Raw genomic sequence first — 14,287 nt, 5'->3', positions numbered from 1 at the left:
AGGTGGTGCGGTGTGGGCTTGCAGGACCGTTGGCGCCATGGATGGCGCCATCGAGCCCCCAAGGACGGGTTTACGGCGTGTCCTGCAAGCCCACACCGCCCCGCCAGGTCCGGAATTCCTGCCGCTGCTTTGGCTGTTGTCGTGGCTCTGGCCTTGCAGCGGGTCCCGGGCCGCAGGCCCGGGCGACAAAACCCTACCGGTCGTCGTGCAGGGTGCCGCCCGGCAGGAACACCCACGTGCGCGTGACCTGCAGGATATCGATCTCATCCTCGGTCTTCGGCAACGGCGGGAACGGCTGTGCCAGCTTCACCACCCGCAGTGCCGCCTCATCCAGCAACGGCGTCCCGCTCGAACGCAGGATCCGGCTGCTTTCCACGCTGCCATCGCGGCGCACACCCACGCTGATCACCACCTGGCCACCCAGGCGGCGCTGCCGGGCCTCGTCCGGGTAGTTCAGGTTGCCGACGCGCTCGGCGCGATCGACCCAGGCACGCAGGTAGTTGGCATAGGCATATTCGCGCGTGCTGGCCGACACGAACTTGCGGTTCGGACGCTTGGCGTACTGCGCCGAGCGCAGGTGCACTTCGGCGGCCAGGCGCGCCATCTCCACGTCGCGCTGTTCGCGTGCGCTCAAGGGCGCATCCGGTTCGGGCTGATCCGGCGTGGGCCGGGACTGCGCCTGCGTGACCACCTCTTCGCCATTGCGGCTGCTGACCACCCGCGCCTGCGGCGGCGGAACCGGTGCGGCCGATTGCTGCTGCTGCGGAATCGGGCTGATTCCGGACTGGGCCTGCGGCACGATGCCGGCCTGGTTGTCACGCGGACGCTGTGCGCGGTCGTGTTCGCCACCGCCTTCCTGGTTGGCTGCGGCCAGGAAATCAGCCTGCTTCGGCGTCAGTGCGGTGCGGGTCTGGCTGAAGATCACTTCCAGCGTCGGCACCAGCGGTGCATCGCCCTTCACGGCGAAGCCCACGCCCAGGATCAGCAGGGCGTGGACCAGCACCGACAGCGCGATGGTCGCCCCCAGCCGTTGCGCTTCGCGCGGCGGCGGGGGCAGTACGGCAGGTGCGGCAGACATCAGCGCAGGCCGGCCTCGAGTGCGTCGAACAGGGTGCCGGCAATGTTCAGGCCGTACTGTGCGTCCAGTTCGCGCACGCAGGTCGGGCTGGTCACGTTGACCTCGGTCAGGTAATCACCGATCACGTCCAGGCCGACGAAGCGCATGCCGCGACGCTTCATCTCCGGCCCGACCTGGGCGGCGATCCAGCGGTCGCGCTCGCTCAGCGGGCGGCCTTCGCCGCGGCCACCGGCGGCGAGGTTGCCGCGGAATTCATCACCCTGCGGGATGCGCGCCAGGCAGTAGTCGACGGGTTCGCCATCGACCAGCAGGATGCGCTTGTCGCCGGCGGTGATGTCGGGAATGAACTTCTGTGCCAGCGCCATCCTGTGGCCGCCGTCGGTCAGGGTTTCCAGGATCACATTCAGGTTCGGATCGCCCTGGCCGCTGCGGAAGATCGAGCGGCCGCCCATGCCATCCAGCGGCTTCAGAACCGCCTGGCCGTGTTCCAGGGCAAAGGCCTTCAGCGCCTTGGCATCGCGGCTGACCAGGGTCGGCGGGCAGCACTGCGGGAACAGCAGGGCGGCAAGCTTCTCGTTGTAGTCGCGCAGGCCCTGCGGGTTGTTGACCACGCAGGCACCGGCAGCGGCGGCCACGTCCAGCACCTGGGTGTCGTAGATGTACTCGGCGTCGACCGGAGGGTCCTTGCGCATCAGCACGATCTGGCCGGGACCGAACTCGGTACGGCTGAACGCACCCAGCTCATACCAGCCGGCCGGGTCGTCGCGCACCTGCAGCGGTGCGGTCTGGGCCACCGCTACGCCACCTTCCAGGGCCAACCCGCCCGGGCGCACGTAGTGCAGGGCATGGCCGCGGCGCTGGGCTTCCAGCAACATGGCGAAGGTGGTGTCCTTGGCGATCTTGATGTGGGCGATGGGGTCCATCACCACGATGACGTTCAACGGCATGGGCGCACCTGTCTGGCAAGGCGTTGATGGTAGCGGCAACGCCGGTCGCGCGCCTCCCCGCCTTACTGCAACGCAGCGTCCGCCCGGCGGTCGCGCACGCATTGCGAAACCCGTCACGTTCAGGAGGGTGCCATGCCCCGCGCCATGGGGCGGCCTTGAAGCGGGCGCGGAAAGTGCGATATAGATACGCTTTCGTAGCGGCCCCCGCCAGAGATCGGGCCGTGCGCTTGGGGATAGGCAATGACTGAAAACACGACTGCGGGCGGGGAACTCGCAGGACTCCGGGTGATGGTCATCGATGATTCGAAGACCATCCGCAGGACTGCGGAAACGCTGCTCAAGCGCGAAGGCTGCGAGGTGGTCACCGCCACCGACGGCTTCGAAGCGCTTGCGAAGATCGCAGACCAGCAGCCGCAGATCATCTTCGTCGACATCATGATGCCGCGCCTGGACGGGTACCAGACCTGTGCGCTGATCAAGGGCAACCAGCTGTTCAAGGCGACCCCGGTCATCATGCTCTCGTCCAAGGATGGCCTGTTCGACAAGGCGCGGGGACGCATCGTCGGCTCGGAGCAGTACCTGACGAAGCCTTTCACGCGTGAAGAACTGCTGGGTGCCATCCGCACATACGTCAACGCCTGACCAGGGGGGAAAGGCACAATGGCTCGTATCGTTCTGATCGAGGATTCACCGACCGACCGCGCGGTGTTCACCCAGTGGCTGCGCCGTGCCGGCCACGAGGTGCTGGAGGCGGACAATGCCGAGGATGGACTGCAGCTGGTCCGCGACCAGGTGCCGCAGTTGGTGCTGATGGACGTGGTACTGCCCGGCATGAGCGGCTTCCAGGCCACCCGCGCGATGGCCCGTGATGCGGCGATCAAGCACATCCCGGTGATCATCGTCAGCACCAAGGCGATGGAAACCGACAAGGCATGGGGCCTGCGCCAGGGCGCGGCCGATTACATCGTCAAGCCGCCGCGCGAGGATGAACTGATCGCGCGGATCAACGAACTGGTGGCCTGATGCGCTCGCCCTTCGACATTCTCGAAGCCTACGAACGGCGCAGCCTGGCCCACGCGGTGCAGCTGCCCGAGCGGCAGTTCGCCCAGGACCTCTGGCGTGGCGTGGGTTACCGCGTCGGCCAGCGCCGGCTGGTGTCCGATTTCCGCGAAGTGGTGGAAATCGTGCCGATGCCGCCGGTGACCCCGGTGCCGTGCGCGCAGCCGTGGCTGCTGGGCGTGGGCAATCTGCGCGGCAACCTGTTCCCGGTGGTCGACCTGAAGTACTTCCTGGAAGGCACGCGTACCGTGCAGCAGGAAGGCCAGCGCGTGCTGATCATGCGCCAGGCCGGCGGCGACGTCGCCCTGACCATCGATGAACTGTTCGGCCAGCGCAGCTTTGAACTGGACCAGCAGATCGCGGCCGGCACGCTGGCCGAAGGGCGCTACGGCCACTTCGTCGATCGCGCCTTCCACGCCGACGGCCACGACTGGGGCGTGTTCTCGCTCTCGCTGCTGTCGCGTACCCCTGAATTCCGGCAAGCCGCGGCCTGAGGCCGGGCATCGCCCCCTGCATTGAAGATCGAGGTTGAACGATGAGTACTGCTTCGGACGCCACCAAGACCGGCAAGCTGCGGCTGGGCGGCAGCAACCTCTGGCTGTTCCTGCTGCTGGCATCGATGATCCTGTTCGGCGTCAACACCGGCGTCGCCACCTGGCAGGGCAGTCGCCTGGCCGATGCCGGTTCCAAGGCGGCCGACCTGCAGGTGCTGTCGCAGCAGCTGGCCAACCAGGGCCGTGACGCGGTGGGCGGCAACGCGCAGGCGTTCACCGCTTTCAAGGCGACCCGCAACGCGATCGAACAGAACGTGTCGACACTGCAGGGGCGCTACGGCAAGGAGCCGGGCGTGTCCGGTGCCATCGCCACCCTGGGCGAGACCTGGGCGCCGCTGGGCAAGCAGGCCGGGCAGCTGGTCGCCAGTGAACCGGCGGTGCTGGCCTTGGCCGGCAATGCCAACAACTTCACCGGTGCGGTGCCGGGCCTGCAGGCCCAGCTGAACGAGCTGGTGCGTGCGATGTCGGCCTCCGGCGCGCCGTCGTCGCAGGTGTACAGCGCCCTGCAGCAGGTGGTGGTGGCCGGCTCCATGGCCCGTCGCGTGACCGAAATGCGCGCCGGTGGCAGCGCCGCAGCGACGTCCGGCGATGCACTGGCACGCGACATCACCGTGTTCTCGCAGGTGCTCGACGGCCTGCGCAACGGCAACGAGGAACTGGGCATCACCGCCGTGCGCGGTGCCGCCGCCGTGGCCGCACTGGAGCAGTCGCAGCAGAAGTGGGAAGCGATGAAGCAGGACGCTGACGCGATCCTGGCCAGCTCGCGCCAGCTGTTCGCGGCGCAGTCCGCCGCCACCGCGCTGGGCCAGGGTTCGGCCCACATGCTGGATGACAGCCGCAAGCTGTTCGACGCGTTCTCCTCGTTCGGCTCGGTGTCTGACACCCGCCTGTTCCCGAACTTCTGGATCGGTGTGGTGTCCGGTGCGCTGTCGCTGATCGCGATCATCGGCTTCGTTTCCACCAACGTGCGCAGCCGCTCGCGCGAGCAGGAACTGCGCTACCAGACCCAGGTGGAATTCAACAGCCGCAACCAGCAGGCGATCATGCGGCTGCTGGACGAAATCTCCTCGCTGGGTGAGGGCGACCTGACGGTGAAGGCCTCGGTGACCGAGGACATGACCGGCGCCATCGCCGACGCAATCAACTACGCCGTCGACGAGCTGCGCCACCTGGTGACCACCATCAACGACACCTCGGCCAAGGTCGCGCTGTCCACCCAGGAAACCCAGGCCACCGCCATGCAGCTGGCAGAGGCGGCGGGCCACCAGGCCAACCAGATCACCTCGGCGTCGGACCGCATCGGCGAAATCGCGGCGAGCATCGAACAGGTGTCGCGCAACTCGGCCGAGTCGGCCGACGTGGCACAACGTTCGGTGGTGATCGCCGCCGAAGGTGCCGGCGTGGTGCGCGAGACCATCCAGGGCATGGACCAGATCCGTGACCAGATCCAGGAAACCTCCAAGCGCATCAAGCGCCTGGGTGAGTCGTCGCAGGAAATCGGCTCGATCGTGGAACTGATCAACGACATTTCCGAACAGACCAACATCCTGGCGTTGAACGCGGCAGTGCAGGCGGCATCGGCCGGTGAAGCGGGTCGCGGTTTCGCGGTCGTGGCCGACGAAGTGCAGCGCCTGGCAGAACGTACCTCCGGCGCGACCCGACGCATCGAGAACCTGGTGCAGGCCATTCAGGCCGATACCAACGAAGCGGTCACCTCGATGGAACAGACCACCGCCGAAGTGGTGTCCGGTGCACGCCTGGCCGAGGACGCCGGCACCGCGCTGACCGAAATCGAGCGCGTCTCCAACGCCCTGAACACCCTCATCAAGAACATCTCCATCGCCGCCCAGCAGCAGTCGGCTGCGGCCTCGGACATCACCCGCACCATGGGCGTGATCCGGCAGATCACCGGCCAGACCTCGCAGGGTGCCGGGCAGACCGCCGAATCGATCGGCCACCTCGCGCAGCTGGCGGCCGACCTGCGTCGTTCGGTCGCCGACTTCAAGCTGCCGGCGTGACGCGGGCAGGGCGGCGAGCAAGGAACCAGTCGATGAAGCATTTCCATTCCCCACGCCAGAACTCGCGCGGCTTCCGCGCGGCGGCGAACGGAGCGCGTCCATGAGCAGTCTGCGCGATGCGATGAGCCACGCAGCGCTGGGCTGGGTCAAGCCCGAGCTGGACGAGACCCTGCGCCAGGTGCGCAACGAAGTCGAGTACTACGCCGAAGACCCGACCGACGCCAGCCGCATGCGCATCTGCGCCGGCTACCTGCACCAGGTGCAGGGCACCCTGCGCATGGTCGAGCTGTACGCCCCGGCGATGGTGGCCGAGGAGCTGGAGCAGCTGGCCAATGCCATCGGCGCCGGTAGCGTGGCTGATCGGGATGAAGCCTGCGCGACCCTGATGCGCGGCAGCGTGCTGCTGCCCGATTACCTGGAGCGCCTGCAGAACGGTCACCGCGACATTCCGATCGTGCTGATGCCGCTGCTCAACGAAATCCGTGCCGCGCGGGGCGAAGAAGGGGTGCATGACAGCGTGCTGCTGGCGTTCGCGCCGGACAGCGTCAGCGCCACCGAGGCCGAGCTGGACCATGCCCGTGGCAGCCTGAGCGGGCGCAACCGCGAGCTGCTGGATACCGTGGGCAGCGCGGTGAAGGAAGAACTGCTGCGTATCAAGGATGCGCTGGACCTGCACCTGCGTACTGGCGGTGCGCCCGAACAGCTGCAGACCCAGGCCAACGAACTTGGCGCCGTGGCCGATACGCTGGGCATGATGGGCCTGGGCGTTGCCCGCGGGGTGGTCGTGCAGCAGCGCGATGCGCTGCGTGGCGTGGTCGAAGGGCGCCAGCAGATCGACGAGAACCTGCTGCTGGATATCGCCGGCGCATTGCTCTACGTGGACGCGTCGCTGGACGACCAGGTCGCCCATCTGGGCGCCGGCGGCAGTGGCGAAGATGACCCCAGCGCGATGGAGAACCGGCGCACGGTGGAGGTGCTGGCACATGAGGCCATCGCCAACTTCGCCGCCGCCCGCGAGCATTTCGTCGCTTTCATTGAAACCAGCTGGAACCATGCCGAGCTGCAGGACGTGCCGCGCCTGCTGGGCGATGTGTCCGGTGCGCTGCGCATGCTCGACCTGAACACCGCCGCCGATTACCTGCGCGGTGTGCAGCAGTACATCGAAGCCGAGCTGATCGGTCGCCAGCGCGTGCCCAGTGGCCGCCAGCTGGACACCCTGGCCGATGCCATGGCCAGCCTGGAGTACTACCTCGAGGCTCTGCGCGACCGCCGCCCGGGCCGCGAGGACATCCTCGACATCACCCGCAGCAGCCTTGAAGCGTTGCGCTATTGGCCGTTGCCGGACCGCAATGCGGTGGCGCCTGTTGCCGCCGCGCCGATTCCGTTCGCATCGCTGCTGGTGGACCGCGAGCCGATCGCGCTGCAGGCCGAGCCGGTAGAGCCGGAGCCCATCGAGATTCCGGTGCAGCCGGCCGCGCCCGCCGCCGGCACGGTGCCGGTGCCGCTGCCGGAATTCACCTTCGATCCGCCACCGGCCGCGCCTGCACCGGAGGTGGTGGACAACCGCCTGATGTTCGGGGCGCTGGGGAGTGTCGCCTCCACACCGCTGTCGCTGCATGACGACGCGGATGCACCGCTGGTCTTCGCCGCGTCCAGCGCGCCTGCGCCCGAGGTACCGCAATGGGATCTCGCACCGTTCCATCCGGACTCCGAGCCGACCGCGAGTGCCGAAGACGAGCGCAGTCCGACCTTCGCCAGCTTCGACCCGGTCAGTTTCGAACGGGCCGAAACCAGCGTGGAACCGGCGCCGCAGTGGACACTGTCGGAGGCAACACCGCCGGCATTGGCCGATGTGGCTGTGATGGATGTCGAGGATGACGTCGACGCGTCGGTGCCCTTCGACACCGCTGACGTTGCTGCGCCCGTGTTCGACCCGGTGGCTGCCGAGCACGATGTGGTCGCCGCTGGTGACGACGTGGTGTTCCGTTTCGACGCCGATGCGCTGGACAATGCCGACGACGTGCTGTCGCTGCACGCGATGGAGACGCTGTCGCTGGACGACGATGCCGGATTGCACCCGGCGCTGGAGATCGTCGATCCCGCTGCACCCGTGCGGGTGGACGAAAGCCCTGTCGTTGCCGAAGCGGACGCGGTTCCGGCGGATGTGCAGGAGGACGTGCCCGCGCCGATGGCCGAGGTGCTGACGCCGGTCTCCGATTCACCGGCACCGGCACCGGCGGTGTCGGTGATTGATATCGACACCATCGCGCCCATCGACTTCAGCGAAGCCGACGCGCAGTTCTTCGCCGAGCTGAGCGCCGCGGCGGCCGACTTCAATCCGCAGGCCATGGCGGCTCCGCCCGTTGCGGACATCCCGGTCGTGGCCGGGACCGAGGCCGGCTTCGAGGCCGGCTTCGACGACGATGCCGAGAACATCGACGAGGATATCCGCGAGGTGTTCCTGGAAGAGTTCGACGACGAGCTGGCCAACCTGGGCACGCTGCTGCCGGCATGGCGCATGCAGCTGGACAACATGGATCGGCTGCGGCCGATCCGCCGCATCTTCCACACCCTCAAGGGCAGTGGCCGCCTGGTGGGTGCACGCACCCTGGGTGAGTTCGCCTGGAAGATCGAAGGCATGCTCAATCGCGTGCTCGATGGCAGTCGCCCGGCGACTCCGGCGGTGCTGGCGATGGTCGACAACGCCCATGCCGCGTTGCCGCAGCTGAACGCCGCGCTGCGCCATGGCCAGCGCATCAGCGTGGACCTGCAGGCGATGCAGGCCATTGCCGATCGGGTCGGTGCCGGCGAGGAGACCTTCTACGTGCCGTTGCCGGCTGCGGCCGCACCGGCAGCGACACTGGCCGAGTCCGAAGGCGAAGACGAAATCAGCCGCCTGCTGGAAGCCGAGGCCGCTGCGTCGGCGCAGGCCGATGCCACGGCGGTGGCGGAAGACGCCGGTACCCCGGCCAACATCGACAGCGTACTGCGCGAGATCCTTGAGGCCGAGGTCGAAGTCCACCAGGCGACCCTGCAGGAATGGCTGCGCTCGGCGCAGCAGGCACCGCAGCCGGTCAGCGACGCACTGCTGCGTGCGGTGCACACCATGAACGGCGCCTTCGCGATGACCGAAGTGCCGGAAATCACGGCGGTCACCGGCGGTGCCGAGTCCTACATCAAGCGCGCCCTGGCCGCCGACGTGGTGCCTGGCGACGAGGGCGTAGCCGCACTGGATGCGACCGCGCAGGCGATCACCGCGACCATGGAGGCGCTGCAGGCCGAACAGCCGCGGATTGTTCCGCAGGGCGCGCTGGTGCAGCGGCTGCAGGCATTGGCCGGCGAGCTGCCGGAAGCGCGCTGGCCGCTGTTCGCGCTGGAAGACGAGGACGAAGAGGGCGTCGAGCTGGCGCCTGATGCCGAGCAGGCATCCGCGGCCGAAGCGCCGCTGGCCGGGCTGGACACGCTGGACGAAACCAGCATGCCGTCCGCTTTCAATGCGGCGACCGATCTCATTGCCGAGCCGCAGTCGCATGCCGAAGATGCGCTGGAACCGGTTCCAGCTGCAACCGGGCTGGAGGCGCTGGACGTCGCAGCCGACAGCGGCCTGGACGTGGGTGAGCTGACCGCCAGCGACGATCTTTCGCGTTACTTCGACGCCGGCTGGCCGTCGGTGCCGGGCGAAGGTGAACCTGCCGCGGACGACACCGGCGCGATTGAATCGATCCAGCCGATTGAAAGTGCGCCTGATGTCGCCCAGGACGAATCAGATGCCGTGCCGGCGATCGCGACGGTCGACGACGCTGACCTGACCATGGCGGACGATCTGTCGCCGTACCTCGACGCCAGTGCGCTGCCGGTGGATGACCGCGACGCGGAAGAGTTGCCGGTGTCTGCGGAAGTTGACGCGATCGACCTGAATACGCCGTTGCCGTTTGATTCGGACAGTGACGATGACAACGTCATTGACGACGCTGCTGCACTGCCACTCGACAGCGAGCTGTCGAGCCTGCAGGATGAAATGGCTGTGCCGGGTTTTGCAGAACCGGTCACGCTGGCAGCCGCGCTCGAGGCCGGCCTGCACGTGATCGAGGAGGAGCAGACCCTGGACGACGACGGGCAATGGCCCGTGATCGGCCTCCAGGCCAGCGAACTCGCGCCGGGTGAGGCAGATGCCTTTGCCGAGGATGCGGACGTCGGCGGGGAGGCGGCGGTCGGTGAAGGAGAGAGCGCCGATCAGCCGTCCCCGGCGACGGTGATTGAGGAGATCACCGCAGAGGCGCCGCAGGGCGGCACTGCTGCGGTGCGCTTCTTCGAAATGGAAGACGCACCGGGCCAGGGCACGGTCGATACCGATGCACAGGTTGCAGCGACCGACATCGTGCCGCGTGCGCCGCACCACGAGCAGGCACCTGTTGCGGCGGATGCCGAAGACGGCGCCGATGCACTCGACTTCAGCGTGTACGACCGCGAGCTGGTCGATATCTTTGTCGAGGAAGGCAAGGACCTGCTCGACCACTGCGATGGCCTGATCAGCGAACTGCGCGATGCACCGCAGGACCGCGAGGTGCTGGCCGGCCTGCAGCGTGATCTGCACACCCTGAAGGGTGGCGCACGCATGGCTGGCATCAATGCCATCGGCGACCTTGGCCACAGCATCGAATCGCTGCTGGAGGCGGTGGCCGCTGGCCGTACCGAGATCGAACGTCGCGACGTGCAGCTGCTGGAGCGTGGCTTTGACCGCCTGCACCAGCTGCTCACCCGCACCGGCGCGCACCGCGTGGTGGAGCCGGCGCAGGATCTGGTCGAAGCCTTCGAGGTCCGCACCACCATCGATATCGCCGCAGCCGCTGCGGCCGCGCGTGCGGCCAGCGAGATCGAGACCGTGCCCGCACAGGCCGCGGGCCCACTGGCGGCCCCGATCGAAGCGCCGCTGTCGGCTCCGCTTCCGGCCGAGGGCGTGGTCGATGAAGATCCGCTGGCGCGTCCGCAGCAGGAGCAGGTGCGCGTGCGTGCCGACCTGCTCGACCGCCTGGTCAACCATGCCGGTGAAGTGGCGATCTACCGCTCGCGGCTTGAACAGCAGCTGGGTGCCTTCCGTGGTGCCATGGGCGAACTGGAGCGCACCAATGCGCGACTGCGCGACCAGCTGCGGCGACTCGACCTGGAAACCGAGGCGCAGATCGTCGCCCGCTACCAGCGCGAGCAGGACCAGGCCGACCAGAAGTTCGATCCGCTGGAGCTGGACCGCTTCTCCACCCTGCAGCAGCTCAGCCGTGCGCTGAACGAGTCGGCGGCCGACCTGGGGGGCCTGCAGGGCGTGCTGGACGATCTGTCGCGCCAGTACGATTCGCTGCTGCAGCAGCAGTCGCGCGTCAGCTCCGAGCTGCAGGATGGCCTGATGCGCGCGCGCATGGTGCCGTTCGATGGCCTGGTGCCGCGCCTGCGCCGCGTGGTCCGCCAGTCCGGCATGGATACCGGCAAGCAGGTCCACCTGACCCTGGAAGGAACCCACGGCGAACTGGACCGCAACGTCCTCGACCGCATGGTCGCGCCGCTGGAACACATGCTGCGCAACTCCGTGGCCCATGGCCTGGAAGCGCCGGAACAGCGCCGCGCCGCCGGCAAGCCGGAGGAGGGCGAGATCGCCATCCGCCTGCACCGCGAAGGTTCGGAAATCGTGCTGGAAGTGGCCGATGACGGTGCTGGCCTGGACCGCGAGGCGATCCGCCGCCGCGCCATCGACCGTGGCCTGCTGGCCGCCGATGCGCAGCCGAACGAGCAGGAGCTGGACAACCTGATCTTCGCGTCCGGCTTCACCACCGCCGACCAGGTCAGCCAGCTGGCCGGTCGTGGCGTGGGCATGGACGTGGTGCGCAACGAAGTGCGCCAGCTCGGTGGCTCGGTCGACATCCAGTCGGTGCGGGGCCAGGGCGTACGCTTCACCCTGCGCCTGCCGCAGACGCTGGCCGTCACCCAGGCGGTGTTCGTGCAGATCGGCGAAACCACCTTCGCGGTGCCGGTGGCCTCGGTCAGTGGTATCGGCCGCCTGTCGCGCGAGCGTTTCGAAGCCGCCGACAGCAGCTACCGTTACAGCGGCGAAGACTATCCGCTGTACGACCTCGGCAGCCTGGTCGGGCAGGCCCCGGCGCGTGCCGATGGCCAGGACCAGGTGCCGCTGCTGCTGGTCCGTGCCGGTGATCTGCGTGCCGCCGTGGCGATCGACCAGGTGCTGGGCAATCGCGAAATCGTGGTCAAGCCGGTCGGCCTGCAGATCGCGTCGGTGCCGGGCATCTACGGTGCCACCATCACCGGCGATGGCCGCGTGGTGGTGATCCTGGACGTGGCGCCGCTGGTGCGCCGCTTCCTCGCCAACCCGACGCTGCCTGTGCTGGCCAACGCACCGCGCCAGGAGCGCCAGGTGCCGCTGGTGATGGTGGTCGACGACTCGCTGACCATGCGCAAGGTCACCGGCCGCATCCTCGAACGCCACAACTTCGAGGTCAGCGTCGCCCGCGACGGCGTGGAAGCGCTGGAACGCCTGGAAGAGCGCGTGCCGGACCTGATGCTGCTGGATATCGAGATGCCGCGCATGGATGGCTACGAGCTCGCCACCGCGATGCGTGCCGACCCGCGCTACAGGGACGTGCCGATCGTGATGATCACTTCGCGCAGCGGTGACAAGCACCGCCAGCGCGCCTTCGAGATCGGTGTCCAGCGTTACCTGGGCAAGCCGTACCAGGAACTGGACCTGATGCGTAACGTGTACGACCTGCTGGGGATCGCCCGTGTCCGTGAGTGAAACCCAAGCGGCTCCGGCCGTGGCCCTGCTGGCCCGTCCCGGCGCGGCGCGTGAGCGCCTGCGTGAGGCGTTGTCGCACGCCGATGTGCAGCTGGTGCTGGAAGATGATCCCAACACGCTGGAGGCGCGGGTCCTGCAGGAGGCGCGCCCACAGTTCGTGGTGATCGCGCTGGAAGCCGCCATCGAGGACGCCTTGGAGCGCCTGGAAGCGGTGCTGTCCGCACCGGGTCTGACCCTGGTCTTCGACGAGGCCGAACTGGCTGCACGTCGTGATGGCTGGGAGGCTCAGCGCTGGGGCCGTCATCTGTCCGCCAAGCTGCATGGCCACCAGCAGGTGTTGCCGCCGGGGGCCGAAGAAGAACCCAGCCTGCAGCTGGAGCCGGGCCACCCGGCACCGGCACCGGCGCCGCAGGAAGAAGCGCTGCAGCCGCACCTGGAGCAGGCATTGAGCTGGGCCGACGAGGTCCCCGCTGACACTCTGTACTTGCCGCCTGTACAGCTGCACGAACCGATCGCGCTGGAACAGGCGCTGGCCGCGCTGCAGCCGGTGGTGCCTGAGCCGCTGCAGGCCTCCGCACTGCCGTCGCTGGCAGAGACCGCGTCCGCAGTACCGCCGCTACCGCCGGTCTCCTTCGACCACACCGCCTGGTCGCTGGTCGAGGACGAGGCCGATGCCTCGGCAACCGCTCCGCACCACGCTGCGGTGGAGGCTCCGCTGCCTTCCTTCGATACCGGTCATCTGAGCCTGGTCGATCTGGATGCCGCAGCGCCCGTGGGCGCACGCGCCGGATCGCTGCTGGTGCTGGCCGGCATCGGTGGCCCGGATGCGCTGCGTCGCCTGCTCGGCGCGCTGCCGCCTTCGCTGAGCGTGCCGGTCCTGGTGCACATGCGCCTGGATGGCGGGCGCTACGGCAACCTGGTCAAGCAGATGGCACGCGTGTCGCCGTTGCCGGTGCAGCTGGCTGAAGCCGGCCAGCGTGCAACTCCGGGTGAAGTGCACGTGCTGGCCGATGACATCGGCGTGCAGGCAGCCAGTGACGGCCTGCATTTCGTCAGCGACGCGCAGGGCATTGCGATGGCCGCGCTGCCAGCTGACCACACCGCGCTGGTCCTGCTCAGCGGCGCTGACCTTGCGCATGTTGGTCCGGCGCTGGATCTGGCCGCCGCCGGTGCATGGGTGGCCGGGCAGGTGGGCGAGGGCTGCTACGACCCGGCTGCAGCCACGGCGGTGGTTGCTGCCGGCATGGTGGCCGGTGAACCGCAGGAACTGGCGCAGGCGATTGCCGCGCGCTGGGGTGAGCAGGACGACAACGGAGAAGCACCATGAGCTATGCCAGCAATGACGAAATCCGTGGCGTCCTGATCCAGGCCGGCAACGCGCGCGTGCTGCTGCCCAATGCCACCGTGGCCGAAATGATGTCGCGCGTGCCGGTGCAGCCGGTCTCCGATGCGCCGCGCTGGCTCGTCGGCAAGATCGGCTGGCATGGCTGGCAGGTGCCGCTGGTGTCGTTCGCACGTCTTTCGGGACTGGGCGAAGAAGCCGTGAGCGGCCATAACAAGGTGGTGGTACTGAAGGCCCTCAGCGGCAACGCGCAGCGTCCGTACTACGCGCTGCTGACGCAGAACTTCCCGCAGCTGATTTCGGTGCCGCGCGACGGGCTGCTGGCTGATGCCTCGGAAGAAACCCTGCCGGACATTGTGCACATGCGTGTGCTGCTGGGTGAGCAGAGCGCGCTGCTGCCGAACCTGGACGCGCTGGAAGCCGCCCTGGATTCGCTGGCGGCCTGACCGGACATCCGCCGGGCATTTTGAATTCCTGGTAGTGCCGGCCG

General features: G+C 68.1%; 9 protein-coding genes. 7 read left to right on the top strand and 2 right to left on the bottom strand.

What is annotated here, in order from left to right; all coding sequences use genetic code 11:
• Positions 1 to 193: 193 nt before the first annotated feature.
• Both ACZK4Z_RS17125 and gshB read right to left on the bottom strand, forming a co-directional pair.
• Entirely contained in the window at positions 194 to 1,078 is an 885-nt protein-coding gene (locus tag ACZK4Z_RS17125) for an energy transducer TonB family protein (protein WP_478450943.1), read from the bottom strand.
• Positions 1,078 to 2,025, bottom strand: a complete 948-nt coding sequence (gshB, locus tag ACZK4Z_RS17120; RefSeq protein WP_012511876.1) for a glutathione synthase — start codon at positions 2,023 to 2,025, stop codon at positions 1,078 to 1,080. Before gshB ends, ACZK4Z_RS17125 begins: the two co-directional genes overlap by 1 nt.
• 240 nt (positions 2,026 to 2,265) lie before the next feature.
• Between gshB and pilG the strand changes: the two genes are divergently transcribed.
• From pilG to ACZK4Z_RS17085, 7 genes are all read left to right on the top strand, one after another.
• On the top strand, positions 2,266 to 2,667 hold the full coding sequence (pilG, locus tag ACZK4Z_RS17115; RefSeq protein WP_005418455.1) for a twitching motility response regulator PilG: 402 nt from the start codon (positions 2,266 to 2,268) through the stop codon (positions 2,665 to 2,667).
• An 18-nt stretch (positions 2,668 to 2,685) separates the two neighbouring features.
• Positions 2,686 to 3,048 carry a response regulator gene (locus ACZK4Z_RS17110; protein ID WP_005410717.1) on the top strand — a complete coding sequence of 121 codons (363 nt, stop codon included), beginning with the start codon at positions 2,686 to 2,688 and terminating at the stop codon, positions 3,046 to 3,048.
• Positions 3,048 to 3,578, top strand: a complete 531-nt coding sequence (locus ACZK4Z_RS17105; RefSeq protein ID WP_005410716.1) for a chemotaxis protein CheW — start codon at positions 3,048 to 3,050, stop codon at positions 3,576 to 3,578. Before ACZK4Z_RS17110 ends, ACZK4Z_RS17105 begins: the two co-directional genes overlap by 1 nt.
• Positions 3,579 to 3,619: 41 nt before the next feature.
• Positions 3,620 to 5,656, top strand: coding sequence for a methyl-accepting chemotaxis protein (locus ACZK4Z_RS17100; protein ID WP_005410715.1), 2,037 nt, complete (start codon positions 3,620 to 3,622; stop codon positions 5,654 to 5,656).
• Positions 5,657 to 5,756: 100 nt separating this feature from the next.
• On the top strand, positions 5,757 to 12,455 hold the full coding sequence (locus tag ACZK4Z_RS17095) for an Hpt domain-containing protein (protein ID WP_125895865.1): 6,699 nt from the start codon (positions 5,757 to 5,759) through the stop codon (positions 12,453 to 12,455).
• Positions 12,442 to 13,782: a chemotaxis protein CheB gene (locus ACZK4Z_RS17090; RefSeq protein ID WP_478444925.1), complete on the top strand. Its 1,341-nt coding sequence runs from the start codon at positions 12,442 to 12,444 to the stop codon at positions 13,780 to 13,782. The genes ACZK4Z_RS17095 and ACZK4Z_RS17090 overlap by 14 nt, the downstream gene beginning before the upstream one ends.
• Entirely contained in the window at positions 13,779 to 14,243 is a 465-nt protein-coding gene (locus ACZK4Z_RS17085; RefSeq protein ID WP_478450942.1) for a chemotaxis protein CheW, read from the top strand. Before ACZK4Z_RS17090 ends, ACZK4Z_RS17085 begins: the two co-directional genes overlap by 4 nt.
• Positions 14,244 to 14,287: the final 44 nt, after the last annotated feature.

It is taken from the genome of Stenotrophomonas sp. 71799_Sma, assembly GCF_056482505.1.
The sequence above is the reverse complement of the archived record's forward strand: the minus strand, read 5'-3'. Positions and strand labels throughout refer to the sequence as shown.